General features: G+C 67.5%; 13 protein-coding genes. 10 read left to right on the top strand and 3 right to left on the bottom strand.

Translation table 11 applies throughout. The features are described from left to right. The first annotated feature begins 54 nt into the window (after positions 1-54). Entirely contained in the window at positions 55-1,182 is a 1,128-nt protein-coding gene (locus WS91_RS24860) for an acyltransferase family protein (RefSeq protein ID WP_059671226.1), read from the top strand. On the opposite strand, the gene WS91_RS36315 is transcribed toward WS91_RS24860, so the two are convergent. Continuing rightward, positions 1,110-1,760: a hypothetical protein gene (locus WS91_RS36315; protein WP_156432486.1), complete on the bottom strand. Its 651-nt coding sequence runs from the start codon at positions 1,758-1,760 to the stop codon at positions 1,110-1,112. The two genes, WS91_RS24860 and WS91_RS36315, sit on opposite strands and share 73 nt — an antisense overlap. Between WS91_RS36315 and polX the strand changes: the two genes are divergently transcribed. The 9 genes from polX to WS91_RS24815 all read left to right on the top strand — a co-directional run bounded on the left by polX (position 1,759) and on the right by WS91_RS24815 (position 11,485). Next, positions 1,759-3,603 (top strand): DNA polymerase/3'-5' exonuclease PolX, encoded by a 1,845-nt coding sequence (gene polX / locus WS91_RS24855; protein WP_059671225.1) that lies wholly within the window; start codon positions 1,759-1,761, stop codon positions 3,601-3,603. The two genes, WS91_RS36315 and polX, sit on opposite strands and share 2 nt — an antisense overlap. A gap of 305 nt (positions 3,604-3,908) precedes the next feature. Next, positions 3,909-4,307, top strand: a complete 399-nt coding sequence (locus tag WS91_RS38040) for a hypothetical protein (RefSeq protein ID WP_059671224.1) — start codon at positions 3,909-3,911, stop codon at positions 4,305-4,307. Between the two features lie 93 nt (positions 4,308-4,400). Further along, positions 4,401-4,745 carry a hypothetical protein gene (locus tag WS91_RS24845; RefSeq protein ID WP_038748212.1) on the top strand — a complete coding sequence of 115 codons (345 nt, stop codon included), beginning with the start codon at positions 4,401-4,403 and terminating at the stop codon, positions 4,743-4,745. Then, complete coding sequence (locus tag WS91_RS24840; protein WP_059579221.1) at positions 4,742-6,346, top strand: TolC family protein; 1,605 nt, start codon at positions 4,742-4,744, stop codon at positions 6,344-6,346. Before WS91_RS24845 ends, WS91_RS24840 begins: the two co-directional genes overlap by 4 nt. Next, complete coding sequence (locus WS91_RS24835) at positions 6,343-7,644, top strand: copper oxidase (protein WP_038748216.1); 1,302 nt, start codon at positions 6,343-6,345, stop codon at positions 7,642-7,644. The genes WS91_RS24840 and WS91_RS24835 overlap by 4 nt, the downstream gene beginning before the upstream one ends. A gap of 63 nt (positions 7,645-7,707) precedes the next feature. Further along, positions 7,708-8,055, top strand: coding sequence for a copper-binding protein (locus tag WS91_RS24830; protein ID WP_038748218.1), 348 nt, complete (start codon positions 7,708-7,710; stop codon positions 8,053-8,055). Positions 8,056-8,104: 49 nt separating this feature from the next. Next, positions 8,105-8,491, top strand: coding sequence for a copper homeostasis periplasmic binding protein CopC (gene copC, locus WS91_RS24825; protein WP_038748254.1), 387 nt, complete (start codon positions 8,105-8,107; stop codon positions 8,489-8,491). Then, positions 8,491-9,438, top strand: coding sequence for a copper resistance D family protein (locus tag WS91_RS24820; protein WP_059671223.1), 948 nt, complete (start codon positions 8,491-8,493; stop codon positions 9,436-9,438). Before copC ends, WS91_RS24820 begins: the two co-directional genes overlap by 1 nt. Before the next feature lie 292 nt (positions 9,439-9,730). After that, on the top strand, positions 9,731-11,485 hold the full coding sequence (locus WS91_RS24815; RefSeq protein WP_059579237.1) for a methyl-accepting chemotaxis protein: 1,755 nt from the start codon (positions 9,731-9,733) through the stop codon (positions 11,483-11,485). A gap of 303 nt (positions 11,486-11,788) precedes the next feature. Here the strand turns inward: WS91_RS24815 and WS91_RS24810 are convergent, their stop codons facing one another. Together WS91_RS24810 and WS91_RS24805 are read right to left on the bottom strand one after the other, a co-directional pair. Beyond that, the gene (locus WS91_RS24810; RefSeq protein WP_059671222.1) at positions 11,789-13,081 is read right to left on the bottom strand and encodes an NAD(P)/FAD-dependent oxidoreductase; all 1,293 of its coding nucleotides are present in this window, start codon (positions 13,079-13,081) and stop codon (positions 11,789-11,791) included. A 410-nt stretch (positions 13,082-13,491) separates the two neighbouring features. Further along, entirely contained in the window at positions 13,492-14,775 is a 1,284-nt protein-coding gene (locus WS91_RS24805) for an FAD-dependent oxidoreductase (RefSeq protein ID WP_082758328.1), read from the bottom strand. Positions 14,776-14,970: the final 195 nt, after the last annotated feature.

Raw genomic sequence — 14,970 nt, 5'->3', positions numbered from 1 at the left:
AGAAAACCGGCGCACGCGGCAAGCCGGCCGACACCTGCATGGAATCCGGAAGCAATGGAATCGAAAACAAGAAGCGACGGCGTCGACCTGATGCGCGGCATCGCGATCCTGCTCGTGCTGATCCTGCATTTCCATCTGACGTACCGGCTGAACGTCACGCCGATCGATTCGCCGTTTCTGTCGGACGCGATCAAGGCCGCCGCGCGAAACGGCAATTACGGCGTCACGATGTTTTTCGCCGCGTCCGGGTTCCTGATCACGTCGACGTCGATCCGGCGCTTCGGCTCGCTCGGCGCGATCGAGCCGGCGACGTTCTACGCGTATCGCGCGTCGCGGATCTTGCCGAGCCTCGCGCTCGTCCTCGTCGCGATCGTGGCGCTCGGCTCGCTCGGCCTGCGATCGTTCGTCGACAAACCGGACACCGCGAGCACGTTTGTCGCGGTGCTGTCGGTGCTGACGTTCTGGCACAACGTGCTGATGGCGAAGGTCGGCTATTTCAATTACGCGATGAATATTCTGTGGTCGCTGTCGGTCGAGGAGGTGTTCTATCTTGCGTTTCCGATCCTCTGCCTGGTGCTGCGCCGCCGGCGCCGCATCGTCGCGTTCCTGTGCGTGCCGATCGTCGCCGGTCCTCTTTACCGAAGCCTGCATGCGCAGGACGAAATTGTCGCGCTGTACGGCTACGTGTCGTGCTTCGACGCGATCGCGATGGGATGCTGCGCGGCGCTGCTGCCGTTTCGCCCGCTTCCGCGCGGCTGGAGCCGGGCGCTTCGGACGGCCGCCGCCGCCGCGATCGCCGCCGTCTACCTGAGCGGGCCGATCATGCGCAACGTCGTCTGGGGCGTGACTGCCGTCGCATTCTGCTCGGCGGTGCTGCTGTACGGCTGCAGGGACGATGCGCGCGACGACGCGCGCGCGCCGCGCGTCGCGTCCCGCGTCATTCGCTGGTTCGGACAGCGGAGCTACGAGCTGTACCTGTTCCATATCGTCGTGCTCGGGATCTTGCGCGAGGTCGTCACGCGCGAGACGATCGGCGCGGGCGCGAAGCCGATGTGGCTGGTGTTTTACGTGAGCGTGTCGGCGCTCGTCGCGCAATGCGTGTTCCGGTTCTATTCCGAGCCGTTGAACGACGCGCTGCGGCGGGGCGCCGTGCGATTTTCGCCGGGATATCCGCAGAAGTGACCCATGCCGCGGCGTTTTTTTTTCGGGCGCGATCGACGATTGGCCGCGGCGGATCGCGGATCGACGAACCTCGCCGGCCACGATTCGAAGTCGATATCGCGGCCGGTATCGCGGCCGGTATCGCGCGTTGCGGCGGCCGCAGTGGCTTCCTCGTGAAACGGTACAAGAAACCGGGCGGATGCGATTCTCCAGTTCTGGAATCGATTCCGGCGTCGCTTGCCGCAGGTCGGCGCGCATGTTCCGTACAGCTTGGCTTCGTGCAGCAACGCGCACATCACACGTAACGGCTGCCGCGAGCGCGCACGAAATTTGCGGCGTGCATCCGGTTGATCCAACGCAACGACACGCGCCGCGCCCTGCCTATGCTGAGCCTGTCGTGCCGGACGTCGAGCGGACGGATCGCGATGCCGGCAGCCGGCATGCGCCGCCGCCGGCGTCCGCGCACGGCCCCGATGCGCGTCGTGGTCTAAGCTGAAAAGGCGCGATGGCTGCGCGCGGTTGCGCGGCTGCGCGTCGGGCCGCGCGGCGTGACCGCGCTGCGTCGCGCGCCGACGCCGATGTGACGCGAGGTCGAACATGCCGATCCACAATGCCGATTTTGCGGCGGTTTTTGCTGAGATCGCCGATCTGCTCGAGATACAGGGAGCCAATCCGTTTCGCGTGCGCGCCTATCGGAACGCGGCGCGCACGGTCGGCGGGCTCGGTCGCGACATCGGAACGATGATCTCGGAGGGCCGGAACCTCGACGACATTCCGACGATCGGCCCCGATCTCGCCGCCAAGCTGCGAGAAATTGCGACGTCGGGCACGTGCGGGCTGCAGCAACAACTGCGCCAGGCGTTGCCGCCCGCGATCGTCGAGCTGCTCGGCGTGCCGGGGCTCGGCGCGAAGCGCGTGCGCGCGCTGCACGACGCGCTGCACGTCGAGACGCTCGAGCAACTGAAGGAGGCCGCCGAGAACGGCAAGATTCGCGGGCTGCCGGGTTTCGGCGAGAAGACCGAGGCGCACATCGCGGAGGCGACCGGCGCGCGGCTGCGGCGCAAGTCGCAGCGCTTCCTGCTGTCGTTCGCGACGCAGTATCTGACGCCGCTCCTCACGTATCTGCGCGAGACGCCGGGCGTGAGCGAGGCGCTTGCGGCCGGCAGCTTCCGCCGCAGGCGCGAGACGGTCGGCGATCTCGACATTCTCGTGACCGCGAGCGATCCGGCGAAGGTGTCGGCGCGCTTCGCCGAATACGACGAAGTCGCGCGCGTGCTCGCGAGCGGCGACACGCGCTCGAGCGTCGTGCTTCGCTGCGGAATTCAGGTCGACTTGCGCGTCGTCGCGCCGCCGTCGTTCGGCGCGGCGCTCGTCTACTTCACCGGGTCGAAGGCGCACAACATCGCGATGCGCCGCATCGCGCAGGCGCGCGATCTGAAGATCAACGAATACGGCGTGTTCCATGGCGAGCGGCGCATCGCGGGCGCGACCGAGGAATCGGTCTACGCGTCGATCGGCCTTGCGTGGGTGCCGCCCGAATTGCGCGAGAACCAGGGCGAGATCGAAGCCGCTCGCGAAGGCCGCTTGCCGCATCTCGTCGAGCGCCGGGACCTGCGCGGCGATCTGCATGCGCACACGAGCGCGACCGACGGCCGCGACGGCTTGAAGGACATGGCGCTCGAGGCGAGCCGGCGCGGCCTCGAATATCTGGCGATCACCGATCATTCGCACCGGCTCGGCGTCGCGCACGGGCTCGACGCCGCTCGCCTCGCGAGACAAATCGACGAAATCGATCGGTTGAACGAAACGCTCGACGGCGTCGTGCTGCTCAAGGGCATCGAGGTCGACATCCTCGAGGACGGCGGTCTCGATCTGCCCGACGACGTGCTCGCGCGGCTCGACCTGGTGGTCGGCGCGGTGCACGGCCGTTTCGATCTGTCCCGCGCGGCGCAGACTGAGCGGGTGCTGCGCGCGATGGATCATCCATATTTCACGATCCTCGCGCATCCGTCGGGACGGCTGCTCGGCGAGCGCGACGCATACGACATCGATCTCGCCCGCGTGATCGAGCATGCGCGCGCGCGCGGCTGCCATCTCGAGCTGAACGCGCAGCCGCAGCGGCTGGATCTTGCCGATGTCTGGTGCAGGCAGGCCGCGCAGGCCGGCGTGCTCGTGTCGATCGATTCGGACGCGCATCGCCGCGAGGATCTGATCCATCTCGGAATCGGCGTCGATCAGGCGCGCCGCGGCTGGCTTACGAAGGCACAGGTGCTGAACACGCGCACGCTCGCACAGTTGCGTCCGCTGCTCGCGCGGACGATGGGCGGGCGCGCCGCGTCGGCGGCGCGTGGCTCGGAGAAGCGTTCGACGGGCGAGCGCGAGCGAAGTGCCGGCGAAGGCGACGCGCACCGCACGAAGAAGGGCGGGCGCGCGCCGGCTTGAGCGCGGTGCGGCGTCACGGACGGCCGCGAACGGTTCCCGCCCGCTCTCGTTTGACCTCGTTCGCTTTTGTTCGCTTTCGTTTCGTCGCCGTTTTCGGGCAGGACGCAGCGCGTGCCGCGGGCGCGCGCGAATCCGCGGATTCGTCAGCCGTGCCGACGCCGAGTTGCACCGCGCCGCGTTGCGTTGAGTTGCGTCCGCCGAGCGCCGGCCGGCTCTGCCAGCGCGGCAGCGCCGCGCCGCCGCATTTCGTTCGACGTGCAGAAAGCGCTTACGGCCGTCGTCGACGCATGTTAGACTCCGCCCCTATGTCATATTGGCGCAAGCTCCTCGTTATCGTGCTGTTGGCCCTGAGCCTCCCGGTTCAGTCGCTGGCGGCCGTCTCGATGAATTGCGAACCCGCGCGCGGCGACGGCGGCGCGCCTGCCCACCATCTGCCGCAAGCCGCGGCGGAAAACGGTCACGGTGCGAACGACGCGGCCGTGGCCGCCGACGATCATCGGCACTCCGATCCGCGCGGCGCGCATCACGCGCACCCATGCGCGACCTGCGTATCTTGCTGTGTGGGCGCGGGCTTGCCGGCCGGCTCCGTCGCGTCGGCGTCGTTCGACGCGACGCGCATCGCGGTCTTCCTTCCTCACGACGCCGGCGCGGTGTCGTTCCTGACGGGCGGCATCGAACGGCCGCCTCGAATCTCTCTCGTCTGATCCCTCGGGTCGCGGCGCGCTTGCCGCGATACGCAAACTCGTCCTGACGGCGCGCACGCGCGCCGCCGGGATGCCTGACGACGAGACAATTTCATGCGAAAGATTTCCGCAGCGCTGCTCGGCGCGTCGGCGGCATGGCCGGCGCTCGTGCACGCGACGACGACGTTCGCCGACCCGGCGGACGCCGCGGCGTCGGTGCCCGCGATCGTGGCGCCGTCCGCACTCGACGGCTACCGCCGCTACCGCGACGAAGACGGGCCGACCTGGCAGCAATTGAACCGCGCGGTGGCCGAACCGCCGCGCCGCGCGGCCGCGAAACCCATCCGAGCGGGTGACGACGCAGCAGCCGGACAGGCAGGACATGCAGGACATGCAGGACACGGCGGTAGCGACGGCCATGGCGGCCATCGTGCGATGCACGAAGAGGCGGCCCAATGACGACGCGCCTCACTTCTCTGCGGATCGGCGCCGCGGCCGCGGTGCTGGCGTTCACCGCGGGCTGCACGACCTTTTCGAAGGACGGCGGCTTCGACGCCGTCTCGGCCGCGGCTTCCGATCGGCTCGGAAAAGACGCGGCGCTGGTGAAGACCGACGCCGACCGCGACGCGGCCGCGCGCCGCACGCAGGCGCTGCTGTCGAAGCCGCTCGGCATCGACGACGCGGTACAGATCGCGCTCCTGAACAATCGCGGGCTGCAGGCTTCGTACGCGGAGCTCGGCCTGTCCGAGGCCGATCTCGTGCAGGCGGGCCGGCTGCCGAATCCGGGCTTCACGTTCAGCCGCACGCACTCGAGCAACGACTTGAGCATCGGCCGAACCTTTTCGATGGGCGTCCTGAGCATTCTGACGCTGCCGCTCGCGACGAGGATCGAGGGGCGGCGCTTCGAGCAGACGAAGCTCGAGACCGCCGACGCGATGCTCAATGTCGCGGCTAATGCGCGCCGCGCGTACGTCGAAGCGGTCGCGGCCGCGCAGGCGGCGGCCTACGCGGAGCAGGTCGCGGATTCGGCGGATGCCGGCGCGGAGCTTGCGCGCCGGATGCGTCAGGCGGGCAACTTCAGCCGGCTCGACGATGCGCGCGAGCAGGCGTTCTATGCGGACTCGGTCGCGCAACTCGCGAGCGCGCGGCTGCGCGCGGTCGCGGCGCGCGAGAAGCTCACGCGCGCGATGGGCCTGTGGGGCGCGTCGACCGCGTACGAGTTGCCCGATCGCTTGCCCGATCTGCCCGCCGAGCGGCCGCAACTCGACGGCGTCGAGCGCTTCGCGATCGCGCACCGCCTCGACATCCAGGCAGCGAAGCTGAGGACGCAGGGCGTCGCGACGTCGCTCGGCCTCACGCAGGCGACGCGCTTCGTCAACGCGCTCGAAGTCGGCTACCTCGACAACTACGAGACCGACAAGGGCCACGAGCACGGTTACGAGATCAGCGTCGAGATTCCGTTGTTCGACTGGGGCGGCGCGAAGGTCGCGCGGGCGAAGGCGACTTACCTGCAATCGGCGAACCGGCTCGCGCAGACCGCGATCGATGCGCGCTCCGAAGTGCGCGAATCGTATGCGGCCTACGTGACGCGCTACGACGTCGCGAAGCACTACCGCGACGAGATCGTGCCGCTGCGCAAGACGATCTCCGACGAAATGCTGCTCCGCTACAACGGGATGCTCGTCAGCGTGTTCGAGCTGCTTGCCGACTCGCGCGACCAGGTCGGCGCGGTGAACGGCTACATCGAAGCGCTGAAGGACTACTGGCTCGCGCAAACCGATCTTCAGCAGGCGATGGGCGGGCGCTTGCCGCGCGGCGCGCAGGCGGCGGGCGAGTCGCAACCGGCCGCACCCGCCGCGGCGTCGGCCGGGCGCGCTTCGTCGGCTTCGTCGTCGGCATCCGCTTCGGCGATCGCGGCGCCGGCATCGCCGGCTTCAGCGCCCGTCGCGCCGGCATCGTCCGCCGCGCCGGCCGCGCCCGCGCCCGCATCACACGCACAGGGGCAAGCTCCCGCGCTCGCGGCGCCGCCCGCGTCATCCACGAATTCGGAAGGTCAATGAAGATGGTGTCACGTCGAACTTTTCTCGGCGGCTCCGGAGCCGCGCTGCTGGGCGCGGCGCTCGTCAGCAAGGCCGGCGCCGCGTCGCTGCCGGAGGCGCCTACGATGGCGAAGGCCGCGACCCAGCCGCCGCTCGCGCCGCCGAACGGCCGCCCGTACACGCCCGTCGTCACGCTGAACGGCTGGACGCTGCCATGGCGGATGAAGAACGGTTGGAAGGAATTTCATCTGATCGCGGAGCCCGTCGTGCGCGAACTGGCGCCCGGGATGAACGCGAATCTGTGGGGCTACAACGGACAGACGCCGGGGCCGACGATCGAGGCCGTCGAAGGCGACAAGGTCCGCGTGTTCGTCACGAACAAGCTGCCCGAGCACACGACGGTCCACTGGCACGGGATGCTGCTGCCGTGCGGGATGGACGGCGTCGGCGGCCTCACGCAGCCGCACATTCCGCCCGGCAAGACATTCGTCTACGAGTTCCGGCTCGAGAAACCCGGCACGTTCATGTACCACCCGCATTCGGACGAGATGGTGCAGATGGCGATGGGAATGATGGGCACGTTCATCGTGCATCCGAAGGATCGCGGCGCGATGCCCGTCGATCGCGATTTCGTGTTCCTGATGTCCGCGTACGACATCGATCCCGGCAGCTTCACGCCGCGCGTGAACGAGATGACGGACTTCAACATGTGGACGTGGAACGCGCGCGTGTTCCCGGGCATCGATCCGCTGCCGGTGCGCGCGGGCGACCGCGTGCGGATTCGTTTCGGCAACCTGACGATGACCAATCATCCGATTCATCTGCACGGCTACGCATTCGAAGTCGCGGGCACCGACGGCGGCTGGATTCCGCCCGCCGCGCGCTGGCCGGAGGTCACGGTCGACGTCGCGGTGGGCCAGATGCGCGCGATCGAATTCGTCGCGGATCGTCCGGGCGACTGGGCGTTTCATTGCCACAAGTCGCATCACACGATGAATGCGATGGGGCATCAGGTGCCGAACCTGATCGGCGTGCCGCAAAAAGATCTCGCGAAGCGGATCAACAAACTCGTGCCCGATTACATGGCGATGGGCAGCACGGGCGGCGCGATGGGCGGGATGGAAATGCCGTTGCCCGACAACACGCTGCCGATGATGACGGGCACCGGGCCGTTCGGCCCGCTCGAGATGGGCGGGATGTTCACGGTCGTGAAGGTTCGGCAGGGTCTCGGCCGCAACGACTACCGCGATCCGGGCTGGTTCAGGCATCCGAAAGGAACCGTCGCGTACGAATACACCGGCGAATTGCCGGACAACTGAGTTTTACCGGGCCGGGCGGCGGCGTCCGGTTCGTTTTCCACCCCCAACGAAGGAGATGACACCATGAAGAACGTATTGGCGACGATCGCGATCGGATGTGCGCTTGCCGTTCCGGCCGCCGCGCAGGCGGCGGGCGAGATGAGCGGGATGGACATGCAGGGCGGCGCGCAGCGGGCGGGCGCCGCGAACGCCGGCATGTCGCACGGCGAAATCAAGAAGATCGATGCTGCCGCGGGCAGGCTGACGATCAAGCACGGCCCGCTCGAGAACCTCGGCATGGACGCGATGACGATGGTCTTCAAGGTCAAGGACCCGGCGATGCTGTCGCAGGTGAAGACCGGCGACAAGATCGATTTTGTCGCCGAAGAGGTGAACGGCGCGCTCACCGTCGTGAAGCTGCAAAAGCAATGACGGCACAAGTATGACGCCGCTTCGCCACGATTATTCAGGATTGGAAATCATGAAGAGATTCACTTACCCGCCGCGGCTTCGATTCGCCGCGATCGCGGCCGCTGTCATCTCCGCCGCCGCGGCGCCCGCCGTCGCGCTCGCGCACGGCAAGCTCGAGAGCGCCGTGCCGGCGGCGGGCAGCACCGTCGACGCGGCGCCCGACGCGCTGCGGCTCACGTTCAACGAAAGCCTCGAATCGACGTTCAGCACGGTGAAGGTTGCCGATGCGAACGGCGCGCCCGTCGCGGCGGAGAAGGCGCGCGTCGACGCGGCGAACCCGCGCGTGCTGACGCTCGCGGTGCCGAAGCTCGCGCCGGGCGCGTACACCGTCCAGTGGACGGTGATGACGGCCGATGCGCACAAAACCAAGGGCTCCTACGTGTTCAAGGTGAAGTGATGAACGACGGTTTCCTCGGCATGTTGCGGCTGGTCGGCGTCGCGTTGCAGAGCGCAGCCTTCGCGGTCGTCGTCGGCGCGCTGCTCGGCGATCAGTGGCTCGCGCGCGCCGCGTCGCCCTGGCAGGCGCAAGTGAGTCGCCGGTTGATTTGCGCGCTGCGGATCGCGGCGGTGGGCATGCTGCTGTCGAGCGTGCTTGCGTTCTGGGTGCATTGCGCGCTGATGAGCGAATCGGCGCTGTGGGACGCGTGGCCCGCCGTCCGCTCGATGCTCGTGGGAACCGGCTACGGCCACGCATGGCTCGTCAGCGCGGTGCTGATGCTCGCGGTCGTCGGGCTGTCGCTGTTGAAGTCCGGCGGCGACGCCCGTTTCCCGTTCGCGCTGTGGTTCGTGCTCGCGGGCGTCGCGCTCGCGCGCAGCAACGGCGGACATCCGGTCGACGCCGGGCTGTTCAGCGTGCCGGTGTGGGTCGACTGGCTGCATCTGCTCGCGATCAGCGCGTGGGTCGGGCTCGTGGCGATCGCGACGTACGTCGTCGTGCCGCAACTCGCCGATGCGCCCGGCGCGGATCGGCGCAACGGCGCGGCGTTCGTGCAGTCGCTGTCCGATGCGGCGACGTTCGCACTCGTCGTGCTGTTCGGCACGGGCGCGTACAACGGCTGGCGGGGCGTCGGCGCGGCCGCGAATCTGTTCGGCTCGACGTACGGGCAGGTGCTCTTGCTGAAGCTCGTGCTCGTGGCGATCGCCGCGGCGCTCGGCGGACACAATCGCTTCTTCGAGATGCCTTCTCTGCTGACGACGCTCGACGGCTCCTCGCCGAAATCGAACGCATTCGTCCGACCATTGCGGCGCTTCGGCATCGTGCTGCAGATCGAATCGCTGGTGCTGATGGGCGTGCTCGCGACAGCCGCCGTGCTCGCGTCGAGCCCGTTGCCGGGCACGATCTGAACGCCCTGAAAATGTAGACGAAAAGCCGCGGATGCGGCACGCGTGTCGATGTCGATCGCGTATCGACGTCGAATCTGATGCGCAGCACTTCAGTACATGCCCACGCGTGCCGTATACCGGGCTAACGGTGTCGGATAGCTATGCGCAGAATGCGTTCGAACCATACAAATGCATGACGGAAGCACGATCAATTTTCACACGATTGGCATCCGTCGTCGAACGCGCCTCTGTCTTGCAGTTGTCCGAATCGTTGCCCCCACAGTTACCCGCGTCTGCTACTCGCGCCTGAAAAATGAAACTCTTTTACGACATGAAGATCGGCGCCCGGCTGATCGTGCTGATTCTCGCCGCGCTCGTCGCCTTGTGCGCCATCACCGGCTTCGGCATCTACGAGAGCCGCCGCGTCTACACGGCCGCCAGCTATTCGACGGTCAATACGGTGCCGAGCTTCGTCGTGCTCGACGACGCGCAGCGCGCATTCGATTCGATGCTGCTGCTCGTGAATCAGCACGTGCTCTCGACGAATGCCGATCAGGCGAAGGATTTCGAACAGAAGATCGCGCAGGAACGGCGCAACGTCGACGATCAGTTCACGAAGTACGAACCGCTGCTGTCCAATGACAAGGACAAGGAGATGCTCGCGACCGACCGCGCGCTGATGAGTCAGCTCGACGCGGTGCGCGACAACGTGCTCGCGTTGTCGCGCGACGGCAAGAAGCAGGAGGCGGGCGACCTGATGGGCACGCGGATGATCGAGATCGCCAAGCAGATGGACTCGGCGCTCGCCGCGCATCGCGCGTTCAACGCCGATCTCGGGCAGGCCGGCTCGAACGAAGCGAAGGACATCATCGATCGCGCGGTGACGCTCGAGGTGTCCGCGGCGGCGGCCGTGCTCGCGGTCGTGCTGTGGCTCGGCGTGCTGATCTCGCGCTCGATCACGAAGCCGATGGGCGATGCGGTGAAGTTCGCGCGCACCGTCGCCGACGGCGATCTCACGACGCGCATCGACACGACGTCGAAGGACGAGACGGGCCAGTTGCTGAAAGCGCTCGCCGACATGAACGGCAGCCTGAAGGGCATCGTCGAGCGCGTGCGCATGGGCAGCGATGCGGTCGCCACCGCCTCCGGGCAGATCGCGGCCGGCAACCTCGATCTGTCGTCGCGCACCGAAGAGCAGGCGGCTTCGCTGCAGGAGACCGCATCGAGCATGGAAGAGCTCACGTCGACCGTCCGGCAGAATGCGGACAACGCGCAGCAGGCGAGCGGGCTCGCGTCCAATGCGTCGGACGTCGCGCTGCGCGGCAGTTCGGTCGTCGGCCAGGTCGTCGACACGATGACCGACATCAGCGAGCGCTCGTCGAAGATTGCCGAAATCATCGGCATCATCGAAGGGATCGCGTTCCAGACCAACATCCTCGCGCTGAACGCGGCCGTCGAGGCGGCGCGCGCGGGCGAGCAAGGGCGCGGCTTCGCGGTGGTCGCGGGCGAAGTGCGCAGCCTCGCGCAGCGCTCGTCGAGCGCGGCGAAGGAAATCAAGGATCTGATCAGCGCGTCGGTGCAGAAGATTCGCGACGGCTCCGCGCTCGCGGGCGAAGCGGGCAAGACGATGGCCGAAGTCACGCAGGCGGTCGCGCGCGTGACCGACATCATGGGCGAGATCGCGGCGGCGTCGGCCGAGCAGAGCCGCGGCATCGAGCAGGTGAATCTCGCGATCACGCAGATGGACCAGGTCACGCAGCAGAACGCGGCGCTCGTCGAGGAGGCGGCGGCCGCGTCGCATTCGCTCGAAGAGCAGGGGCGCGAGCTGAAGCAGACTGTCGCGTTTTTCCGGCTCGACGGCGCGTCGGCGGATTCGGCTTCGCATCGACGGAGCGCGTCGGCGTCCGCGACGTCGACGTCGACGGTGACCGCGCCGCGCGCGGCGCATGCGGTGCGCGTGGTCGACGCCGTGAAGCCGGCCCCGTCGGCGGCCCCGGCCGCGCCCGTCGTTCCGGCTGCGCGCGCAGCGGCTGCGGCGGACGCGACCGCGGACTGGGAAACGTTCTGATCGAACGATGACGGCGTGCGCGGTTGATTGCGCGACGGCATCGGCCGAAGCAGTCGCGCGGCGGCTGGAATGCAGGCTGCCGCGCCGTGCATCGCATGTTCGTTGCGCATGCAAGCAATCTCGCAAGCGGCGCGTGCGTCCATGTTCTACATCGATTCGACGGCATGCGCGGTGTTCGAATCGTCCGTCCGGCGCCGACCATGTGCGGCGGGCGGCGACCGGTCGCGCCGTCACGCCGTATCTAGCGGCGGCCCAGGGCGTCTGGCGCGCTCGCGTGCGCCCGCTCGCCGGCGCGACGCGCCATCACAGCAGATCGCGCAGCCGATGCCACGCCATCGCAAGCACGAGCGCCGGCGTCCTGAGCGCCGCGCCGCCGGGAAAGTCGCGATGGCGGATCTTGCCGAACACGTCGAAGCGCGCGGCCTGTCCGTCGATCGCCTCGGCGATCAGCTTGCCCGCGAGCCCCGTCGTGTTGACGCCGTGTCCCGAGAAGCCCTGAGCGAAATAGACGGTCGGCGACAAGCGGCCGAAGTGCGGCGCGCGATTCATCGTGATGTCGACGAAGCCGCCCCACGCGTAGTCCACCTTCACGTCCGCAAGCTGCGGGAACGTCTTCAGCATGTCGCGGCGCATCGCTTCGGCGAGATCGCGCGGCTCGAGCGTCGAGTAGCTGACCTTGCCGCCCCATAGCAGCCGCGTGTCGGGCGCGGGGCGGAAATAGTCGAGCGCGAAGCGGCTGTCGCAGATCGCCGCCTGCGCGGGCATCAGCGCGTGCGCGCGCGCCTCGCCGAGCGGTTCGGTCGCGATCACGTAGGTGCCGACCGGCATGATCTTGCGCGACAGTGCGGGTGCGAGCGCGCCGAGAAACGCATTGCACGCGAGCACGACGAACTTCGCGCGGACTTCTCCGCGCGCCGTCGATACGACGTGCGCCCCGGCTTCGCTCGCGATGCGCGTGACGGCGCTGTCCTCGTAGATGCGTGCGCCTTGCCCGACAGCCGCGCGCGCGAGCCCGAGCGTGTAGTTGAGCGGATGCAGATGGCCGCTGTCCGGATCGAAGAGGCCGCCGAGATAGCGGTCCGATTGAACGTATTGCGCGAGCGCGTCGCGCTCGACGTAACGCAGGCGATCGTAGCCGAAGCGGCGCGCGGCTTTGTCGCGCCAGCCGCGCAGCGCGCGAACGTCGCGCGGCTTGTTCGCGGCGCTCAGATGGCCGGGCACGAGCGCGCAGTCGATCGCATGCTTTGCGATCCGCTCCTTGACGATCGAAAGCGTTTCGAGCCCCATGTCCCACATCAGCCGGATTTCGCCGGCGTTCAGGTACGGCCCGAACGCGTCGATTCCGCATGCGAAGCCGCCGATCATCTGGCCGCCGTTGCGCCCGCTCGCCGCCCATCCGACTTTCGACGCCTCGACGACCGCGACCGAATGGCCGCGCTCGGCGAGATTGAGCGCCGCCGACACGCCGGTGAGGCCCGCGCCGATCACGCAGACGTCGGCGTCGATCGGGCCTTCCAGCGACGGATGGCGAGTGGTGTCGTTGAGGGTTGCCGCATAGTACGACGCGGCGTGCGGTTGGTTGACGAATGTGAGCATGACGTGTTGGACGATACGTGAGTGTCGGCCGGTACCTCGTCGCGATGACGGTACACAGGAAAGCTCGTATCAAAATGCGTCGCGAGCCGGCGATCGATGGGCAAATGAATGGATGCGGCAACGCGAAAGCGCCGTGTTGGACCCGCGGCGGGCGCGCGAGTTGCATGCCGAGAACGCGGATATGCCGGCGGCGCGGGGGCAGGCCGATCGTCCGGATGCCGGCACGTGGCGCAGGAAGGGGTGGTTCCGCGTCGTGCGTCGTGCTTCGTGCGGCGGCGATATGTTTCTCTTCGTATTCCGGATTGACGCCGTGTGCCGAGGGATTCCACCCTGCGCTCCGCCCATCGGCTCGAGGTGGCCGCCGCCCCGTCACGGAGCCGATCTTCCATGGAGGCGGGGCGTGCGTCGTTCTAGCGGTTCAACGAATCGAACAGGCCATCGCGCGTGGGCGAGAAGATATCCAGATCGCTTTGATAGCGGGAATGGCCGTCGACGGCCAGCTCGACCAGCACGCGGCCGAACAGCGGGGCGTATTTGAATGCCCGGCCCGATTCCATGATGCACATGGCGGCGCGGGCATGGTACGACTCGCCGCGCGGCTGCGTCGGAATTCGGCCGATGACGAGCTTGCCGTCCGGGCTCATCGAGTAGAGGCACGTGCCCGCGTGCTGGTAACGATCCGCATCGATGACGTCCGGGTCGATGAGCTGCCCGAGATGCTCGGTGAGCTCGCGCATCAGTCGATCGCTCACGGTGGCCCGGATGGCCGAAGGTTCGTCGAAGACGTCGTAGGTGTAGTCCGCGCTCATCTTCACCATGTTGTGCATGGCCGGCGAGAAATCCAATTGAGGAAATCCGTAGAACGTTCCCCGGTCGCTCGCATCGACGTTGCCGAACTCGAACCAGATGGGCATCTTGGGATGGCTTGCCTTGAGGTCCCAGTACGCATAGTTCATCTGCCAGATTTTCCAGCGTCCGCTCTGTTTGAGCCCGAGGCCGCGCAGCACCGAATCCGCCCATACGCCGGGGCACGCGATGAGGTGGCGTCCATGTACCGTCATCGACGCACCGTCGCTCTGCGTGTGAAGCGCGTACGCGCAGTCGGCCGCCTGTTGGTGATGTTCGACGTTCACGACCGCTTGTCCGTCGAGCACGTGGAGACGACCGGTGCGCTTCGCGCCAAGCAGGAAGGTTCTCGCCGCCGCCTGCACGTTGATCGAGGCGCTGGCGGCCTGGACGAGCCCCACGTAATCGCGGGGCAGGGGGGCGAGATTGAAGATCGGAAAGCGCCGATGGATTGCCTCGGGCGAATCCAGATATTCATACGGCATTCCCATGCCGTCCATCGTTTTCCGGACCTGGGCGACGTTGCCTTCGGTGGTCATCGGGGCATCCCGGTGCCCGAAGAACAGGAGGTCGTCCATCGCGAGCAGGCGCGTACCCGTTGCGAGCTGGATTTCCATCCATAGCGCGAGCGACGCCTCGGCAAGCCGCGCCTCGGATTCGTTGTCCTGCATCAGCCGGAACATGCGCTCGACGCCCTTGGAGCTGTTGACGTCGTTCCGGACGCCAAATTGATCGACGATCAGTGTGCTCAAGCCTCTGGCCGTCGCGTAATAGGCGCTCGCGAGCCCGAGAATGCCGCCGCCGACGATCAACACGTCGTAGGTCGAACCGGGTTTGATGGATTGCATGGTAGCTTCCTGAGAGGTTATCGAGTGCGTGTGGTGTTCTTGCGGGAACCGTTCGGGCAGCGCGCCGCGCGTGACGGCGCTCCGGCCTCAAGCGCGCAGGGACGGTCGCGTCCTGTTCGAGCCCGGCCGGTAGCCGGGTTGATGCGCAATGGGCGGGAAACGGCCGTGAAGCTCGCGAGACGGTTCGTCGGCCCC

It is taken from the genome of Burkholderia sp. MSMB1498 (genome assembly GCF_001526245.1).
In the GTDB taxonomy this organism is placed as follows: Bacteria; Pseudomonadota; Gammaproteobacteria; order Burkholderiales; family Burkholderiaceae; genus Burkholderia; species Burkholderia savannae.
Note: the sequence above shows the minus strand (reverse complement) of the source record. Positions and strands in the feature narration are given on the sequence as shown.

Coding starts and splice junctions, on each gene's coding strand:
- WS91_RS24835 (WP_038748216.1), top strand. CDS start 6,343: ATGAAGATGGTGTCACGTCGAACTTTTCTCGGCGGCTCCGGAGCCGCG.
- polX (WP_059671225.1), top strand. CDS start 1,759: ATGCCGATCCACAATGCCGATTTTGCGGCGGTTTTTGCTGAGATCGCC.
- WS91_RS24840 (WP_059579221.1), top strand. CDS start 4,742: ATGACGACGCGCCTCACTTCTCTGCGGATCGGCGCCGCGGCCGCGGTG.
- WS91_RS36315 (WP_156432486.1), bottom strand. CDS start 1,760: ATGTTCGACCTCGCGTCACATCGGCGTCGGCGCGCGACGCAGCGCGGT.
- WS91_RS24805 (WP_082758328.1), bottom strand. CDS start 14,775: ATGCAATCCATCAAACCCGGTTCGACCTACGACGTGTTGATCGTCGGC.
- WS91_RS24845 (WP_038748212.1), top strand. CDS start 4,401: ATGCGAAAGATTTCCGCAGCGCTGCTCGGCGCGTCGGCGGCATGGCCG.
- WS91_RS24860 (WP_059671226.1), top strand. CDS start 55: ATGGAATCGAAAACAAGAAGCGACGGCGTCGACCTGATGCGCGGCATC.
- WS91_RS24815 (WP_059579237.1), top strand. CDS start 9,731: ATGAAACTCTTTTACGACATGAAGATCGGCGCCCGGCTGATCGTGCTG.
- copC (WP_038748254.1), top strand. CDS start 8,105: ATGAAGAGATTCACTTACCCGCCGCGGCTTCGATTCGCCGCGATCGCG.
- WS91_RS24820 (WP_059671223.1), top strand. CDS start 8,491: ATGAACGACGGTTTCCTCGGCATGTTGCGGCTGGTCGGCGTCGCGTTG.
- WS91_RS24830 (WP_038748218.1), top strand. CDS start 7,708: ATGAAGAACGTATTGGCGACGATCGCGATCGGATGTGCGCTTGCCGTT.
- WS91_RS38040 (WP_059671224.1), top strand. CDS start 3,909: ATGTCATATTGGCGCAAGCTCCTCGTTATCGTGCTGTTGGCCCTGAGC.
- WS91_RS24810 (WP_059671222.1), bottom strand. CDS start 13,081: ATGCTCACATTCGTCAACCAACCGCACGCCGCGTCGTACTATGCGGCA.